Source organism: Ruegeria arenilitoris, assembly GCF_013031355.1.
GTDB classification, from domain to species: Bacteria; Pseudomonadota; Alphaproteobacteria; order Rhodobacterales; family Rhodobacteraceae; genus Ruegeria; species Ruegeria arenilitoris_C.
This window is the reverse complement of sequence record NZ_WPZO01000003.1, coordinates 168,765-186,100: the sequence shown is the minus strand read 5'-3', so window position 1 is coordinate 186,100 and position 17,336 is coordinate 168,765. Positions and strand designations below refer to the sequence as shown.

Sequence of the window (17,336 nt, the reverse complement as noted above, 5' to 3'; positions counted from 1 at the left end):
GCGGAAATCATTTAAAGTTCCGGCTGTCCTTGATCTGATCCCAGGCCCAGACGACCTCTTGCAGCTGTTCTTCCTGCGACCTGTCACCGCCGTTCATGTCAGGGTGCAGTACCTTGATCAGCTTCTTGTAGGCCTTGCGCACCTCGGCCTTGGTCCAGCTGTCCTTGGCCTCGAGAATCTCGATGGCGCGGCGTTCGGTGGGGGGCAGGCGACGGCCGCCGCCACCCGAGGTGCGACCCTTGTTCTGTGTGCTGTTTGCGCCCAGCACCTGATGCGGATCCTCGATGCCCAGACGGGCCCAGGCGCGCGCCTCGGGATCGCCCATGGGCTTAGTCTCACGCTCCCACACCTTGTCCTTGGAGCGCTGCGCGTTCAGCTCGGCCTCGGTGGTGCCGTCGAAGAAGTTCCATTTCTGGTTATACTCGCGCACGTGCTGCTGGCAGAACCAGAAGAAATCGTCCAGAACGTCCGGTGCTTTCGGCGCGCGGAACTTGCCCGGCTCGTTACAGCCTTCGTGGTCACAGATTCGGACCGAGGTCTCAGACGCGCCCGACATCCCCCGACGCCCGCGCGGGTTCTTTTTCTTGGCGCTGGAGACGGACATATCGAATCCGAAAGGGTCTGATTTCGTCATGCTGTGATCCTTAAGAACGCATCTTCTCGACTCGGAGGCAGCAGTTTAATCTAAGCAGCCGAAAGTAGAAGAGGGGGGCGGTAAAATTTTTACCGCTGAGCGAAAAAATGACCGTGACCGACGAAATCCGAACCCGCCTGCAAGCAGCATTTGATCCGCACGAGCTGGAAGTGGTCGACGACAGTGAAAGCCACCGCGGTCACGCGGGGTATCAAGACGGTGGTGAGAGCCATTTCAACGTCCGTATCCGCGCCAGCGCTTTCGAGGGGCAGTCCCGCGTCGCCTGCCACCGAGCGATTCACAAGGCGTTGGGCGATATCGTGCCGCGCATTCACGCCCTGGCGCTGGATATCGGGACCTAAACAGCCAATCTGCCCAGCTACTGGCAGGCTTGCCCGGGATCAAAATCCGGGTCGGGCTCAAAGGCGGCCAGCAGTGATTTGGTTCTCAGGGTGAGCATCTTTCCCGTAAATCGGGAAAGATATGCCGCATCCGCGTTCTTTGCGCGCAAATGGGTCCGGATCGCCACATGGTCATTGACCCAGCGGAGCGTTGTAACATCGCACCCTTTTGCGGTCTCACAAGCCTCGGTCCAGACGCCTGACAGATCGTTTTTGGCAGAGTTCAAACCTTTGAACGGTGGGCAAGGGAAGGTCTTGGTGATCCTGCAATCGCTGTTCGCCGGATTTTGATGCTCGAAATCGGGTTGTGGTTCAAAATAGAACACCAACTCATTCACGCCTTCGGCGATCTGCGCATCGGAGGTGGTTTGCCAATCGGCTCCCGGTGACTTTGACCATGAGCGTGTGTCGACGACCGAAATACTGTCCGCGTCGCGCTGCAGTATCTCCACCTTTTCGCCGAACATCCGAAAGTTACGTACCGCAATGTCGAGGTTTTCGGCTGCCCAGACGTTTGCTTTTTGCTCGGTCGTCGCAACAACACTTGCATGAGCTGCTGCGGCGTTCTGCATGGAGATACCGGGCTGGACCTGCGCTTTTCCCAGGCTTCGCAGAATGTAGTCTATGTGTTGCACATTCTCGATCCGACCCCGCATCTCTTCGAGATACCGCGCCCTGGTCTGGTCATCCGCATCATCCGGGAGATCGAACGAGGCGGGCGTCCAGACGAGATCGGCGGTCAAACCCCACTTGTTTTGCAAGGGAAGGGCATTTGCCAATAGATCGTCTAGCGAAATTGTCTCTTCCGAGTTTGTCTTTGTAGACGCGGAGCTTTCGGGTTCGGGGTGAAACGTTATGTCGATGCCCGCGCCCTCAAGTTCCTCGACTGCCTTTGCGATACTCTGCGCAATGTCCTCAATTTCTGTTTGCAAAGCGTTTATGAGTTCCGGGTTCGAAATGCTGTGAATCGCGCCCAGAACCATCAATCCGGACCGGGCAGCATCGCGCTGTTCTTTGTCAGGTAATTGAAAACTCAGTGTGGTGGTCAGGTTTGAGTAACCGTTGAGGCAAGTCCAGGAAAATTCCGGCTTCATGCGCCAATCAGCATTTGCACTGACAAAGTCTTCGTCGCCGCAGGCAACCTGATCGGGCCTGTTGAGAATGTCGTGCAGCCATTGCCAGACGGTTGCGCGGTTTTCCTGCAGTTTGGCTGCGCTTTCAGACCATTCGGCCTCAAGACATTGCAGGTCTGTGACGGGGTCGGCGACGGCCGCATGTGCCATCAAGCTGAAGGCCAACAAAGGCGTTGAAAAGAAAAAGGCAGGTTTCACCGCGGCTAACAAATTCGTGCAAACAAAATAGGATCGAATGACAGTTAGGGCGTGTTTTCGTCGTCCGACTTCTCGGACACTTTTTCAGCCCCTCTCAAAGACAGCGGAGGCTCTTTGGCTTCTTCGGCAATCGGGGCGGGAGGCGAAACTGTCTCGGGGCCGGGAATAGGCTTTGCCTGCGCAGTATCTTCATCAGGCCGCGTTGATACAAAGTCAGCTATGACCTCACGTCGGAATACCAAAACATTGCGCCAGTTCACGGTCGAACCGGTCAGGCCCACGCGTTCCTCACTGGGCAGCAGTTCCGCACGTTGATATTCCCAGCCATCCTGACCCATCCGGTTCAGGACCTGTTCAACTGATGCGGCAAACCGGCCTTCTGCGGTTTTCTCACCCTTGGCCTTGATGCCTTTTTGCGGGGCGGGGACAACTTTGTATTCGTAGCGCTGCATCGGATCTTCCTGGTGGTCGGTTCCCGGCAATCTAACATGCTGGAGATTTTGGGAAAGTCATCTTCGCGCGGAAAGAGGCGGAAAAGAAAAACGGCGGGGTTTTGCGCAAACCCCGCCGTCAGCATTTCGTTTCCAGATCGATTTACGAACCCAGCTTTTGGCTGACCAGTTCGTTGACCGCCTTCGGGTTGGCCTTGCCGCCGGTCGCCTTCATCACCTGACCGACGAACCAGCCCGCCAGTTTCGGGTTCACCTTGGCCTTTTCGACCTGTGCGGGGTTGGCGGCGATGATCTCGTCCAAGGCAGCCTCGATGGCGCCCGTGTCGGTCACCTGCTTCATGCCACGCTCTTCGACGATCTGCGCCGGGTCACCGCCTTCGGTATAGACAATCTCGAACAGGTCCTTGGCGATTTTGCCCGAGATGGCGTCCGAGGAAATCAAATCGATGATCGCACCCAATTGCGCCGGGGAAACCGGAGATTCGGTGATGTCGTGATCTTCTTTCTTCAGGCGGCCGAACAGTTCGTTGATCACCCAGTTCGCAGCCAGTTTGCCGTTGCGGCCCTTGGCAACCTCTTCGAAATAGGCGGCAGATTCCACCTCGGCGGTCAGCACCGAAGCGTCATAATCGGTCAGACCGAATTCGCTGATAAAGCGCGCTTTTTTATCGTCGGGAAGCTCGGGCAGTTTGGCTGCGATGTCATCTACCCATGCCTGTTCGATCTCCAGCGGCAGCAGGTCGGGATCGGGGAAGTAGCGATAATCATGCGCTTCTTCCTTGGACCGCATTGAGCGCGTCTCGCCCTTGTCCGGGTCGTATAGGCGGGTTTCCTGATCGACCTTGCCACCAGCTTCGACGATGGCGATCTGACGGCGGGCTTCGACCTCGATCGCTTGCTGGATGAAGCGCATCGAGTTCATGTTCTTGATCTCGCAGCGGGTGCCCAGATGCGAGAAGTCCTGCGTTTCCTGATACTTCTCATACGCACCCGGCAGACAGATCGAGACGTTCACGTCCGCCCGCAGGTTGCCATTCTGCATGTTGCCGTCGCAGGTGCCCAGATAGCGCATGATCTGGCGCAGCTTGGCGATATAGGCGGCGGCCTCTTCGGGGCCGCGGATGTCGGGGCGCGAGACGATCTCCATCAGGCAGACGCCGGTCCGGTTCAAATCGACGAAGGACATATGCGGGTCCATGTCGTGGATCGATTTACCCGCGTCCTGCTCCATGTGGATGCGTTCGATCCGCACCATACGCGCGGTACCGTCACCCATCTCGACCAGCACTTCGCCTTCGCCCACGATGGGGTGATACAGCTGAGAAATCTGGTAGCCTTGCGGCAGGTCAGGGTAGAAGTAGTTTTTGCGGTCGAAGGCCGATTTCAGGTTGATATCCGCCTTCAGACCCAGCCCGGTGCGCACCGCCTGTTCCACGCAGTATTCGTTTATAACCGGCAGCATCCCAGGCATCGCCGCGTCCACAAAAGCCACGTTCGAGTTCGGCTCGGCCCCGAATTGGGTCGACGCGCCCGAGAACAGCTTGGCATTGGATGAGACCTGAGCGTGCACCTCCATTCCGATCACCAGTTCCCAATCGTGCTTGGCCCCGGCAATGGTTTTGGGTTTGGGCATTTCGTATGTCAGGTCGAGCATGGCGCGCCTCATTTCCGCAGAAGTCTAAGCCTGCGTATTAGGCCCGGCAGGGGCTAGGGGCAAGGGGGAATCAGTGCTGAGACAGGCGCAGGCCCGACGGTGTGAAGGTCACGTCCAAGCCGCTGCGCAGTTCCTCGCGGAACAGATCGCCAATGGCACGCAGAGCCTGGCGTTGGCCGCGGGCTGCAAACCGTTCGGCTGAGTTGATGCGGACCGAGTTGTTGAACCCGCTCGCGGCGTGCGCCCAGATCAGAGGATGCAGTTCCGTCATGTGGTCGCGGATCAGCCAGTTTGCGGCCTCGTGAATTTGCGAGCGCACCAAATCGGCCTTGTCGTTCAGGCCTAGCCCGCCTTGGATCGTGGTGGCGCAATAGGCCGACAGCATGTTGACGGTCTGCTGATCCGGGCGGCGGTGCAGAATGTCGTGCAGGCCTTCCAGAAAATACTCGACATCCAGCCGCGCGCAGGCCTCTTCGTCCAAGGCGATGGCGTCAAACTGCACCCATGTATAGCCGCCGGCACCCCAGATATCGCGCGTGCGCGCCGCGTTGCGCAGGGCCTGAACCTCAAGCTCTTCATAGCTGCCGAACCAGCGCGGCAGAAGATGGGTGCCCATCGCCCGCATGTGGCGTTGGTTATGCGGGTCCAGCGTGATCAGACGTTCGTATTCCTCGGCCACGCGCAGGTCGGTTTTGCGCTGACCGGCCATAAGGGCGCATGCAGCTGCGGCTACTAATGCGCTGTCCGGCGCGGCCGCGCGGCATGTCGGCAGAAGGGCCGCGGCCCGGTCGAAATGTGCTGCACAGCGCGACCGGTGTAGCGGAGGCAATGTGGCATCCGTCGCCGTCCCGCGCCACGCCCAGGCCAGGTCGATATGTGCCAGCGCGACCACCAGAACGATCATCGGATCATCGGGATGCGCGCGCATTTCGTCTTCCAGCTCGGAGATACCGCCCAGCAGGTCATATTCGGACAGGGCAGCCCCGTCAGACAGTGCGTGTTCGACTGCCAGAACAACATCGGACCGGGCACCAAAGGCCAGTAGATCTGCAATAGGCATCCCGTCAGGCGCGGTGTCGCGGGATTCGTCTGCAGCACGCATCTGTCGGGACAGTTCGGCCCAGCGGTCCTGTCTTGCCAGCGTGCGCCCTTGTTCAATGGTATTGCGGGCAATCATGTCCTCGGCACGGGCCAGCGGAATATTCAGTTGCCCCGTGTCCGGCAAACCTGCCGCCACGGCGCAATCGGATGCGCGCATGTCCTGCGTGAATTGACGGGAAGGCAAAGAAGAACGGGCCTGACGCGCCCTGAAAAACCGAAACATGGTAAAACTCGAAACCGAAACAAACAGGTAGGCTGACTTGAGATTTTGGCTGAAATTCACCTCAAATTCAAGCTTTTTGCGGGGTAGGAGGGCATGTGCCGAGTCAATGGCATCCTTTAGGACGCATTGTTTCAGAAAACGGTAAAATGATGCCGCTCGACCCGGAAACCAACCTCTTGCAAGGTGATTTCGAACTCTTTGTGGGGTGGTGTGGACTCGTCAGGCAGCCGAATCCGCTTGCCCGATACCAGCACTAAAGAGACGCGGACCGAAAAATCCCAGCGGGTGTCGAACCGGATGTAGTCGATATCCGTCAGAAGGACCTCACCTTCGCGATTGCCCGAAAACCACTTTATCCGGTCGTGATCCAGCGTCATTCCTGCGCGCGTGCCATGCACGACGTCCCACAGGGCGGGCAGGGTGGACAGGGCCAGCAGCCCGACCAGCCACAATGCCGCATCGAAAAGGATCAGCAAGGCCGCCAGCGCCGCGTAGACACAAACCAGAATCAGGATCGTGCGCGGCGTCCGGGTGTGGCGCGTGAAGGTGAACGGGGTCATGCGCCGAGGATTCGGGTCACCATTTCTGTGGTGTCGCGCGACAAATCGGGCGTGTCGGCGATACGGGTCAGTTGTGCCCGGATCAGGTCCTGACGATCGGCGTCATAACGTTTCCATGTCTGGAAAGCCGTGCACATCCGCGCCGTCGTCTGCGGGTTCACCGGGTCCAGCCGGATCAGCCAATCAGCAAGCAACGCATATCCGGCCCCGTCCGCGTGATGGAACCCAGCGTGGTTCATCGCCAGCGCCCCCATCACCGCGCGGAAGCGGTTGGGGTTCTTCCAGTTGAAATCTGCGTGCTCGGTCAGAGCGCGTGCGATACTCGCAGTGGCCTCGGGGGCGGCTGTGGTCACCTGAAGGCCAAACCACTTGTCCATCACCAACCGATCATGCTGCCACTGGTTATAAAACGCGGCCATTTCCTGCTGGCCCGTTCCGGCGCGCAACAGGCACGAAAGGGCGGCCAATTGGTACGTCATGTTGTTGGCGGCAGCGTATTCCTCGGCAGCTTTGGCACCACCATCCAGCCGCGATGTCAGATACAGCGCAGCGCCACCAAGCGCGCGTTTTCCGGCCTGATCGGCATCTGGACTGAACGGCGCGTCGATCAGGGTTTCGCTGTGCAGCCGGGGCAACAGGTCCTGCACATGTTGCGCTGTCGCCTGCCGCAGGGTTTCCACGGCCCGCCAAATCGCCATCGGGTCGGGGGTTTCCCCGGCTTCGAACTGCGCGGCGGCCAGTTCGGATTGCGTCGGAAGGCCCAGCATCAGCGAACGATAGGCCGGGTCCAGATCGCCGTCACGCAGCACCGCCAGAATGCCGTCCAGATAGTCGGTGCCGGGTGCGCTGTCTTCGCGGATCATGCGCAGCAACGTGTCCTCTGCCAGTGACCGTCCGGCCTGCCAGCGGTTGAACGGGTCGGTGTCGTGAGCCAGCAGAAAGGCGCGTTCGGCGTCCGTGTGGTCATGCTCCAGAATGACCGGGGCCGAGAAATCGCGCAGGATCGAGGCCACCGGCTTGGCGGCCAACCCGGAAAACTGAAAGCTCTGTTCGGCCTCTGTCAGTTCCAGAATTTCGGTCGCGCGGACTTCATCCCCGTTGGCACCCAGCAGGCCGACGGCGACCGGGATCACCTGTGGCAGTTTTTCGGACTGACCGGGGGTCGGCTCGGTGCGTTGCGACAGGGTCAGGGTATAGGTGCCGTCCGCGTACTCCTCAGCCACGGACACGCGCGGCGTGCCGGATTGGCTGTACCAGCGTTTGAATTGGGTCAGATCACGGCCCGTTGTATCCTCGAACACCTTGATCCAGTCTTCGATGGTGCAGGCTTGCCCGTCATGGCGGTCGAAATAGAGGTCCAGCGCTTGCGCATAGGTCTCATCCCCCACCAGCCGTTTCAGCATCCCGATCACCTCGGCACCTTTTTCGTAAACGGTTGCGGTGTAGAAGTTGTTGATCTCCTGAAAGCTTTCGGGTCGGACAGGGTGCGAGAGCGGCCCGTTGTCCTCGGGGAACTGCCGCGCCCGCAGGTCGATGGCGTCCTGGATGCGTTTCACCGAGGCAGAGCGCAAATCGGATGTGAACTGCGCATCGCGGAACACGGTCAGGCCCTCTTTCAGGCACAGCTGGAACCAGTCTCGGCAAGTGATGCGGTTGCCGGTCCAATTGTGGAAATACTCATGCGCGATGATCGCCTCGATCCGTTCGAAATTGGCATCGGTCGAGGTCTCGGGGCTGGCCAAAACGGCCGATGAGTTGAAGATGTTTAGCCCCTTGTTCTCCATCGCGCCCATGTTGAAATCATCGACGGCGACAATGTTGAACACGTCCAGATCGTATTCACGGCCATAGACGTCCTCATCCCATTTCATTGACTTCTTCAGCGCCTCCATGCCAAAAGCGCATTTTCCCTCGTCGCCGGGGCGAACCCAGAGGTTCAGCTCCACGTCACGGCTGGACATGGTGGTGAACTGGCCGGGGTGGGCGATGAGGTCTCCGGCGACCAGAGCAAACAGATAGGCCGGTTTGGGCCACGGATCAGTCCATTCCGCCCAGCCTTCGCCTTTGCCCGTGGGGTTGCCGTTGGACAGCAGCACCGGAAGGTCCCCGTTGATGCGCACGGTGAAGGTCGACATCACATCGGGGCGGTCGGGGTAATAGGTGATCTTGCGAAAGCCCTCGGCCTCGCACTGGGTGCAGTACATGCCGTTCGACATATACAGCCCCTCGAGCGCTGTATTGTTGGCGGGGTCGATTTCAACCACGGACTCCCAGACAAAGGGCGCGTCTGGGGCGTTTGCGGTCAGGCCCTTGTCGGTGACTTCGGGGGTGACTTCCTCTCCGTCGATGACCGCGCGGATCAGGGTCAGGTCCTCGCCATGCAGGAAGAAGGTACGATCCGTAGCCTCGGGATTCGGCCGGAAGGCGATGCGCGAAGTCACACGGGTGGCGTTTGCGGCTAGGTCAAAGGTCAGATGCACACTGTCCACCAGATAGCCGAACGGCGTGTAGTCTTTCAGGTAGATCGTCGTGGGGGCAGCGTCGCGCATCGGGGGCCTCGCATCAGTTGGTTCGGGCGCGACGTTAGGGGCTTCGACAGGTGGCTGCAACCGCAGCTTCATTGCCTTGCCATCTTTGAAGCAGCTTCGTGCAGAGCCGAAAGGTTCTAACGTGGCGTTGAAAGTTGCCTATCGGAAACATTCGGCCTAAATGCTGACGGCATACAGTGGCGCACAATGGCGGAGAGACACCAAATGAGCATCAGGCAGGCACGCAGCGGACTTCAGATCGATACGGTTCTGGCCGAGTTTATCGAAAGCAAGGCGCTGCCGGGAACCGGTGTCACGGCTGAGACGTTCTGGGATGGTCTGTCGCGGATGGTTGCCGAACTGGGTCCAAAGAACCGCGCCTTGCTGGCCAAGCGGGAAAAGATCCAGGGGCAGGTGGATGCCTGGCATCTGGAGCGCAAGGGGCAGACGCATGATCCTGCCGCCTATCAAGCCTTCCTGCGTGAGATTGGGTATCTGGTCGATGAGGGTGCGGATTTTCAGATCGAAACCGCCAATGTCGATCCCGAGATCGCGCAAATCCCCGGTCCGCAGCTGGTTGTGCCCATCACCAACGCCCGCTTTGCCCTGAACGCGGCCAACGCGCGTTGGGGCAGCCTGTATGATGCGCTGTACGGCACCGATGCAATGGGTGATCTGCCTGCTGGCAAAGGTTATGACGCAGTACGTGGCGCACGTGTGATTGCGTGGGCCAAAGGGTTTCTGGACGATGCTGTGCCGCTGGCTAACGGGTCTTGGGCGGACGTGTCAGAACTGTGGGTCGAGAACGGAGCGCTTGTGCCCGCGCTGGCGGATGTCGCGCGTTTTGTGGGATATGGTGGGGCAGCAGAGCAACCGGATTTTGTGCTGCTGAAGAACAATGGCCTGCACATCAAGGTCGTGATTGACCCGTCCAGCGATATCGGTGCCTCCGATCCCGCTGGTATCGCGGATGTACATCTGGAATCGGCTCTGTCCACTATCATGGACTGCGAGGACTCGGTTGCCTGCGTCGATGCCGAAGACAAGGTGGTGGCTTATGGCAACTGGCTGGGCCTGATGAAAGGCGACCTGACCGAAGAGGTCACCAAGGGGGGCAACACCTACACCAGAAAGCTGGCGGGCGATCTGGACTACACCACCGCCCATGGCGGCCAAGCCACGCTGAAAGGCCGCTCGTTGATGCTGGTGCGCAATGTGGGCCACCTGATGACCAACCCTGCCGTTCTGGACGCCGAAGGCAATGAAATCGGCGAGGGTCTGATGGATGCGCTCTGCACCACTCTGATCGCCATGCACGATTTGGCTCGCGACGGTGGGAACTCGGTCACCGGATCGGTCTATGTGGTGAAGCCCAAGATGCACGGGCCGGAAGAGGTGGCGTTCTCGGTCGAAATCTTCGACACGGTCGAAGACATCCTCGGCCTGCCGCGCAACACTGTTAAGCTCGGCATCATGGATGAGGAGCGCCGCACCTCGGCCAACCTCAAGGAATGTATCCGCGCCGCAAAATCGCGCGTGGCCTTCATCAACACCGGCTTCCTTGATCGGACGGGGGATGAGATCCATACCTCGATGGAAGCCGGTCCGATGCTGCCCAAGGGTGACATCAAGAACACGCCTTGGATTGCGTCTTATGAGGATCGCAATGTCGATATCGGGCTGGCGTGCGGCCTGAAAGGTAAGGCGCAGATCGGCAAAGGCATGTGGGCGATGCCCGACGGTATGGGCGACATGCTGGAACAGAAGATCGGCCACCCGCAATCCGGTGCCACCTGCGCCTGGGTGCCGTCGCCGACCGCCGCGACGCTGCACGCGACGCATTACCACAAAATCGATGTTCTGGTCCGTCAGGACGAACTGGCCGCCGGTGGTGCCCGTGGCTCGCTGGATGACCTGCTGACCATCCCGCTGCTGGGCGGCCGCAACCTTGGTGATGAAGAAATCACGCGTGAGATCGAGAACAACGCGCAGGGTATTCTGGGATATGTCGTGCGCTGGGTTGATCAGGGCGTGGGCTGCTCGAAGGTGCCCGACATCAACGATATCGGCCTGATGGAAGACCGCGCGACCTGCCGGATTTCCAGCCAGGCCCTGGCCAACTGGTTACACCATGACGTTGTCTCGGAAGAACAGGTCATGGCAGCGATGCGCAAAATGGCCGCTGTGGTGGATCGTCAGAACGCGGGTGACGTCGCCTACATTCCGATGGCACCGGGTTTCGATGGCATCGCCTTTCAGGCCGCCTGCGATCTGGTGTTCAAGGGTCGGATACAGCCCTCGGGCTACACCGAGCCGGTCCTGCACGCCCGCCGTCTGGAATTGAAAGCCAGCCTTTAACCTCAAAGAACGATAGGACACATCATGGCAGTTTTTCTGCGTAAAGCCCGCACGATCATTCGTAAAACACTGGAAAAAGGCCGCGAGATGGAGCTGAAGCCTCTGTCTGTTGTCGTTTTGGACGCAGGCGGCCACGTCATTGCGTTTGAACGCGAAGACGGCGCGGCCCCCGGTCGGTTCGCGATTGCGCACGGCAAAGCCTACGGGTCGGTCATGCTGGGCATGGCGGGCACGGCGCAAATGCAGCGGGCCGAGGCGCAGGCCTATTTCATGGCCGCTGTGAACGGGGTCTATGGGGGGCAGGTCGTGCCGGTTCCAGGCGGCATTCTTCTTCGGGACCGCAAGGGCGCGGTCATTGGGGCGGTCGGCGTGACCGGCGATACCTCGGACAATGATGCGACCGCAGGAATGACCGGAATTGAGGCAGCGGGTCTGATCGGAGAAATCTGATCCCGACCAATCTTCGCTAGCGATCAATCATGTATTCCGGGAATATCTCCCGGAATACACTCTCGTATCGAAACAAAGTTCTGAAATATTCGCAATAGTCAGAACGATGTGTGCGTCGTTGAACACGTCCTTGCGCTGTCATGCAGGGCGTGTTCTGTTGCACGTTTCCATTGCTGCGGATAGCTTTCCTGTTAAGCAAATTAACTGCAAGGAATACGGAATGTCTCGGCCTGTCGTCGGTATCATCGGCAACTCTTACCTCATGAACGATGAATACCCGACACACGCGGGCGGAACGATGAATTCCGAAGCCGTGGCCAACGTTTCGCACTGCTTGCCGCTGCTGATCCCGTCTGATCCGCGTTATGTCACGGTCGAGGAACTGCTTGAGGTCTGCGACGGTTTCCTGCTGACCGGCGGGCGGCCGAATGTGCATCCCGAGGAGTATGGCGAAGACGCCACCGACGCGCATGGTGAGTTCGACCGGGCGCGGGATGCGATCACCTTGCCTCTGGTCCGGGCCTGTGTGGAACGTGGCCAGCCTTTCATGGGCATCTGCCGGGGCTTTCAAGAGGTTAACGTGGCGATGGGCGGCACGCTCTACCCCGAAATCCGCGACCTACCGGGCCGGATGAACCACCGGATGCCGCCGGACGGGACGCTGGAGGAAAAGTTTGCCCTGCGCCATGTGGTGTCGTTGGACGAAGGTGGCGTGTTTCACAAACTGTTCGGCGCCCCGGAGGTGATGACCAACACGCTGCACGGTCAAGGCATCAAAACCGTCGGGCAGCGCGTCGTGATCGACGGGCACGCGCCTGATGGTACTCCCGAGGCGATCTATATCAAGGATGCGCCCGGGTTTACCCTGTCGGTACAATGGCACCCTGAATGGGATGCTATCAACGATCCGGTTTCCCGCCCCCTGTTCGAGGCGTTCGGTGCAGCCGTGCGTGCTTGGGCAACGGGATCGGACGCCGGGTTGATGCAGCAAACGGCGTGAATTTCGCGCCGGCCCGTAAGAGAGGGACCGGACCGGCGCAGCGTGATCAGACCAACAGGTTGAACTGGTCGATCAGCGGTAGAGTGCGGGCGCGTTCTCCGGTCAGGTCGAACAGCGCGTTGCCAAGGGCGGGCATGGACGGAGGCGTGCCGGGTTCACCCGCGCCACCCATATGGCGGTTGGTTTCCAGTACGCGCACTTCGACCTGCGGCGCGGTGTGCATACGCAGCGCGTCATAGTCGGGGAAGTTGAATTGCTCGACCTCGCCATCGGCAAAGGTGATCTCGCCATAGCAGGCCGCAGACAGGCCATACATCATGCCGCCGAACATCTGTGCCTTGACGTTTTCGGGGTCCAGAGCCAGCCCCATGTCACAAGCTATCCACGCCTTGTTGATGCGGATCGTGCCGTCTTCGTCGACCACTTCGATCACCTGAGCAACAGGGGTACCAAAGCTGTAGGTGAAGGCCACGCCGCGCCCGACGCCGTCAGGTGTCTTACCGGTCCAGCCTGACATTTCTTTTACTGCTTCCAGGCAACCCGCCGAAGGCGCGTGCTCGGACCTCATCAATTCCAGCCGGAATTCCAACGGGTCCTGACCGGCGGCGTGGGCCATCTCGTCCATGAAAGTTTCGTGGAAGAACCCGTTGTGGCTGTTCCCGACCGAGCGCCAGAACCCGACGGGGACGTCCAACTTGGCGATGTGACCGCTCATGCGATAGTTCGGCACCGCGTAGGGTTGGTTAAAGAAGCCTTCGACCAGCACTTTGTCCGGGCCAGCGCCGGGCATGCCTGTGTACCGCGTCACCGCCTGCTGAGTGCAGGATTGTGCTGCCACCTTGCCATCGATCAGAACCGCTTTGCCGTCCTGCACCGCGCCGCGCATCCGAGCGATGGCGCCGGGGCGGAAATAGTCATGGCGCATATCCTCTTCGCGGCTCCACGTGGTCTGCACCGGGGTGCCGGGCATCGCCATGGCGACCTTGGTGGCGATCTCGCCAAAGTCCAGCTCACCACGTCGGCCAAAGCCGCCGCCCAGATAGGTGGTGTGGATTTGAACGGCTTCGGTGTCGAGGCCAGCAGTGTTCGCCACACGGAAGCGGATCAGGGTCGGGGCCTGGTTGCCGCACCACAGTTCCAAAGCGCCACCGGTATAAAGCGCGGTGGCGTTCATCGGCTCCATCGTGGCGTGAGCCAGATAGGGCAGGCGATACTCTGCCGTGATTTCGGTCGCGCCTTCGGGCGTCACGTCGACATCGCCGTCATCGCGCATGGTCGAGTTCGGGGCGTCGTCGAACGCTTCGGCAATCTTGGCAAAGATACCATCCGTGTCGGGCGGGTAGGGGGCGTCACCCCAATCCACGTCGATGGCCTCAACGGCCTGATTGGCGAGCCATGTGTTGTTGGCAATCACCGCGACGCCAGTGCCCAGATCGACAATCTTCTCGACCCCCGGCATGGACTGTGCAGTGCTGTCGTCGAAACCGTTCATTGCACCGCCCAGTTTGGGGTTCATGCGGACGGCTGCAAACTTCATGCCCGGCAGGCGGACATCGACGCCAAATTCAGCCGTTCCAGTTGCCTTTTCGACCATATCCAGACGCGGCTGGGTCTGGCCCAGATAGCGCCACTCGGACGGATCACGCAAAGGTGCCTCGATCGGCTCAAGCTTGGCAACGTCAGTGGCCAGTTCGGTATAGGGGATCTGGTCTCCGTTCGGGGCAATGACGTGGCCCGACGCGGTTTTCAGTGCGCTGCGATCAACGCCCAGCCGGTCAGCCGCTGCCTGTTTCAACGTCTCGCGGGCCGAGGCTCCGGCCTGACGCATCCGCTCGAACCCGTCTTTCATCGAGGTCGACCCACCAGTGACCTGCAGGCTTAGCGCCTTGCCGAGCACACCCAGCGCCTCCCCCAGATTGTGCTGGAAGTCCGAGATGTCATAGCCCTTGTTGGGCAGGCTTTCCCCCATCAGGGCGGAGTTGTAATAGGCCGCCGCCGCCGGGCCGTGCAGGACGGTGATCTGGTCCAGGTCCACGTCCAGTTCCTCGGCAATCAGCGCGGCCCAAGTGGTCTTGACGCCCTGTCCCATCTCGGCGCGCGGGGCAAAGAGGGTCACCCCGTTCTGGTCGATCAGAACAAATGGGTTCAGCGCAGCCTGACCCTCACCGGGTTTCAGCGGGTTTGCGGCGGGGCGGCTCACGTAATAGGCGCCGAACGCCACGCCGCCGACAATCGCGGCGGACCCGATCAGGAAAGTGCGGCGGAGGATTTTTCCAACAGAAGCCATCGGTTACGCCTCCTTCAACTTGCCGGCCGCGTCATGGATCGCGGCGCGAATGCGGGGGTAGGTGCCGCAGCGGCACAGGTTACCTTGCATGGCCTCGTCAATCTCGGCGTCAGAGGGAGCGGGGTTTTCCGCCAGCAATGCGGCGGCCTGCATGATCTGGCCTGACTGACAGTAACCACATTGCGCCACTTGGTGTTCGACCCAGGCCTGCTGCAGCGCATTCATCGCGTCGGGCGAGCCGATGCCCTCGATGGTGGTCACATCGCCCCAGACGTCCGACAGCGTCACCTGGCAGGACCGCACGGCCTCGCCATCAATATGCACGGTGCAAGCCCCGCAAGCGGCCACGCCGCAGCCAAACTTGGTTCCGGTCAGGCCGACCTCATCCCGCAGCGCCCAAAGCAGGGGGACGTCATCGGGCAGGTCAACCTGATGTTGCTTTCCATTGATCTTCAGGGCGGTCGCCATGGCGCACCTCATCTAGCTGTGGCTGGTTCCGTGACATAATTGGCTTAAAGTGTCAGTATGTCAATTGACAAAATGAACAAAAAGTGTCACCAGTTCAAGCATGACGGAAACAGTTGACGATTCACGGCAAAAGGCGATCCTGAATTCTGCTTTTCAGGCTTTTGCCACCTATGGATTTCGAAAAACCTCGATGGATGACATCGCGCGCGGGGCGGGAATGTCCCGGCCAGCGGTCTATCTGCATTTCAGGAACAAAGAGGCAATCGTCAGCAAACTGACCGAGATTTACTATGCCGAGAAAAGCGCGGCAGTCGCCGAGGCTCTGGCATCTTCTGGGTCCGTGCCCGACGTTCTGACCCGCGCGATAAAAGCCCAGACCGGGGGGATGGCGGCGATACTGGCCTCGCCCCACGGGCTTGAGATGCTGGACAATACCAAGTCCATGGCGGCCGAGATCATCTCGGAAGGAGAGGCCAGAATGGCGGGCCTCTATGCCGAATGGTTGACGCAACAGGCGCAAGCCGGGCGGGTGCGCCTGCTGGCCGATGCGGCCGAGACTGGTCGAACGATTACGGCCACGCTCAAGGGGCTCAAGCTGATTGGGGCAGGGGCCGAGGTCTATGAGCAGCAGGTGGCTCAGGTTGCGGCGCTGATCGGCGCGGGGCTTGAGGTCAGGTAACCCGCTGGCGCACCTTGTATTCCGGTGCATCCCACAAACGGTTCTGCATGATGTCGGTCAGGATTTCGACAGCGCGCTCCACATCATGTTCGTCGATGTAAAGCGGCGTGAACCCGAACCGCATGATATCGGGTGAACGGAAGTCTCCGATCACACCGCGTGCGATCAAGGCCTGCATCGCGGCATACCCGTCGGCAAACCGGAACGAGACTTGACTGCCGCGCAGGTTCGGATCACGCGGGCTGGCCAGTTCCAACTGGGGGCAGGCGGCTTCGACACGGGCGATGAACAGCTCGGTCAGGTCGATGGATTTGGCGCGCACATCCGCCATGTCGGCCATGTCCCAGATATCCATCGCTGCCGACAGTGCGGTCATCTGGATGATCGGAGGAGTGCCGACCCGCATCCGCTCGATCCCGCTGCCGGGGCGATAATCCAGATCAAAGGCAAAGGGGGCCTCGTGCCCCAGCCAGCCTGAGAGGGCAGGGCGCACGCGGTCGGCCAGACGTGGGGCGACATAGATGAAGGCGGGCGCGCCGGGGCCCCCGTTCAGGTATTTATATGTGCAGCCCACCGCAAAATCGGCATTGCAGCCGGACAGGTCCACCGGAACCGCGCCTGCGGAATGGGCCAGATCCCAGACTGTCACAACGCCGTTGGCATGGGCCAACTCGGTCAGTGCTTTCATGTCGTGCATTCGACCACTGCGATAGTCGACTTCGGTCAGCATCAGGACGGCAACATCTTCTGTGATATGCGAGGCTACTTCCTCGGGCGCGACAACCCGCAATTCGTAATCTGGCCCCAGCGAGCGCAACAGGCCATCCACCATATAGAGGTCCGAGGGAAAGTTGCCGTTGTCCGACAGCACGACCTTGCGATCCGGGCAAAGCTCTAGGGCCGAGGCCACGGCCTGATATACTTTGATCGACAAAGTATCTCCGGTCACCACCGTGCCGGGCTCTGCGCCGATCAATCGGCCGATGCGGTCGCCCAGTCCAGTCGGCAGCGCCATCCACCCAGCCTTGTTCCAGCCGGTGATCAGCATCTGGCCCCATTCTTTGACCAACATCTCGTTCACCCGATCAGTGGCGGCACGCGGCAGCGGGCCCAACGAGTTGCCATCTAGGTAGATAACGCCCTCGGGCAGATCGAACATGGCTTTGGTCGCGGAGAAATCGGTCATCTGGGGCTCGTCAGTTTGTGTTGC

15 protein-coding genes are annotated in these 17,336 nt (G+C 60.2%); 5 read left to right on the top strand and 10 right to left on the bottom strand.

Annotation, left to right across the window (positions count from 1 at the left end; translation table 11 throughout):
• Nucleotides 1–7 precede the first annotated feature (7 nt).
• Nucleotides 8–634: a J domain-containing protein gene (locus GOX63_RS09425; RefSeq protein WP_170325717.1), complete on the bottom strand. Its 627-nt coding sequence runs from the start codon at nt 632–634 to the stop codon at nt 8–10.
• Between the two features lie 107 nt (nt 635–741).
• Here GOX63_RS09425 and GOX63_RS09420 point away from each other — a divergent pair, with 107 nt between their 5' ends.
• Nucleotides 742–996, top strand: coding sequence for a BolA family protein (locus tag GOX63_RS09420; protein WP_170325716.1), 255 nt, complete (start codon nt 742–744; stop codon nt 994–996).
• Nucleotides 997–1,013: 17 nt separating this feature from the next.
• Here the strand turns inward: GOX63_RS09420 and GOX63_RS09415 are convergent, their stop codons facing one another.
• From GOX63_RS09415 to pepN, 6 genes are all read right to left on the bottom strand, one after another.
• A complete protein-coding gene (locus GOX63_RS09415; protein ID WP_170325715.1) occupies nt 1,014–2,318 on the bottom strand; it encodes a hypothetical protein in 1,305 nt (434 codons plus the stop codon).
• A 92-nt stretch (nt 2,319–2,410) separates the two neighbouring features.
• On the bottom strand, nt 2,411–2,818 hold the full coding sequence (locus tag GOX63_RS09410; RefSeq protein WP_170325714.1) for a DUF4177 domain-containing protein: 408 nt from the start codon (nt 2,816–2,818) through the stop codon (nt 2,411–2,413).
• Nucleotides 2,819–2,960: 142 nt separating this feature from the next.
• Nucleotides 2,961–4,472 carry an Asp-tRNA(Asn)/Glu-tRNA(Gln) amidotransferase subunit GatB gene (gene gatB, locus GOX63_RS09405; protein WP_170325713.1) on the bottom strand — a complete coding sequence of 504 codons (1,512 nt, stop codon included), beginning with the start codon at nt 4,470–4,472 and terminating at the stop codon, nt 2,961–2,963.
• A gap of 70 nt (nt 4,473–4,542) precedes the next feature.
• A complete protein-coding gene (locus GOX63_RS09400; protein WP_254435917.1) occupies nt 4,543–5,730 on the bottom strand; it encodes a hypothetical protein in 1,188 nt (395 codons plus the stop codon).
• Between the two features lie 197 nt (nt 5,731–5,927).
• Nucleotides 5,928–6,356, bottom strand: coding sequence for a hypothetical protein (locus GOX63_RS09395; protein WP_170325711.1), 429 nt, complete (start codon nt 6,354–6,356; stop codon nt 5,928–5,930).
• Nucleotides 6,353–8,905, bottom strand: a complete 2,553-nt coding sequence (gene pepN / locus GOX63_RS09390; RefSeq protein ID WP_170325710.1) for an aminopeptidase N — start codon at nt 8,903–8,905, stop codon at nt 6,353–6,355. Before pepN ends, GOX63_RS09395 begins: the two co-directional genes overlap by 4 nt.
• A 204-nt stretch (nt 8,906–9,109) precedes the next feature.
• Here pepN and GOX63_RS09385 point away from each other — a divergent pair, with 204 nt between their 5' ends.
• The 3 genes from GOX63_RS09385 to GOX63_RS09375 all read left to right on the top strand — a co-directional run bounded on the left by GOX63_RS09385 (nt 9,110) and on the right by GOX63_RS09375 (nt 12,692).
• A complete protein-coding gene (locus tag GOX63_RS09385) occupies nt 9,110–11,242 on the top strand; it encodes a malate synthase G (protein ID WP_170325709.1) in 2,133 nt (710 codons plus the stop codon).
• Nucleotides 11,243–11,266: 24 nt separating this feature from the next.
• Entirely contained in the window at nt 11,267–11,692 is a 426-nt protein-coding gene (locus GOX63_RS09380; RefSeq protein ID WP_170545600.1) for a GlcG/HbpS family heme-binding protein, read from the top strand.
• 220 nt (nt 11,693–11,912) lie between these two features.
• A complete protein-coding gene (locus GOX63_RS09375; protein WP_170325707.1) occupies nt 11,913–12,692 on the top strand; it encodes a gamma-glutamyl-gamma-aminobutyrate hydrolase family protein in 780 nt (259 codons plus the stop codon).
• A 46-nt stretch (nt 12,693–12,738) separates the two neighbouring features.
• Here the strand turns inward: GOX63_RS09375 and GOX63_RS09370 are convergent, their stop codons facing one another.
• Both GOX63_RS09370 and GOX63_RS09365 read right to left on the bottom strand, forming a co-directional pair.
• Entirely contained in the window at nt 12,739–14,979 is a 2,241-nt protein-coding gene (locus GOX63_RS09370) for a xanthine dehydrogenase family protein molybdopterin-binding subunit (RefSeq protein WP_170545597.1), read from the bottom strand.
• Nucleotides 14,980–14,982: 3 nt separating this feature from the next.
• Nucleotides 14,983–15,447 (bottom strand): (2Fe-2S)-binding protein, encoded by a 465-nt coding sequence (locus GOX63_RS09365; RefSeq protein ID WP_170545594.1) that lies wholly within the window; start codon nt 15,445–15,447, stop codon nt 14,983–14,985.
• A gap of 100 nt (nt 15,448–15,547) precedes the next feature.
• On the opposite strand from GOX63_RS09365, the gene GOX63_RS09360 reads away from it, so the two are divergent.
• Nucleotides 15,548–16,126, top strand: coding sequence for a TetR/AcrR family transcriptional regulator (locus GOX63_RS09360; RefSeq protein WP_170325704.1), 579 nt, complete (start codon nt 15,548–15,550; stop codon nt 16,124–16,126).
• Here the strand turns inward: GOX63_RS09360 and kynU are convergent.
• Nucleotides 16,119–17,312, bottom strand: coding sequence for a kynureninase (gene kynU / locus GOX63_RS09355; RefSeq protein ID WP_170325703.1), 1,194 nt, complete (start codon nt 17,310–17,312; stop codon nt 16,119–16,121). The genes GOX63_RS09360 and kynU overlap by 8 nt on opposite strands.
• Nucleotides 17,313–17,336 lie beyond the last annotated feature (24 nt).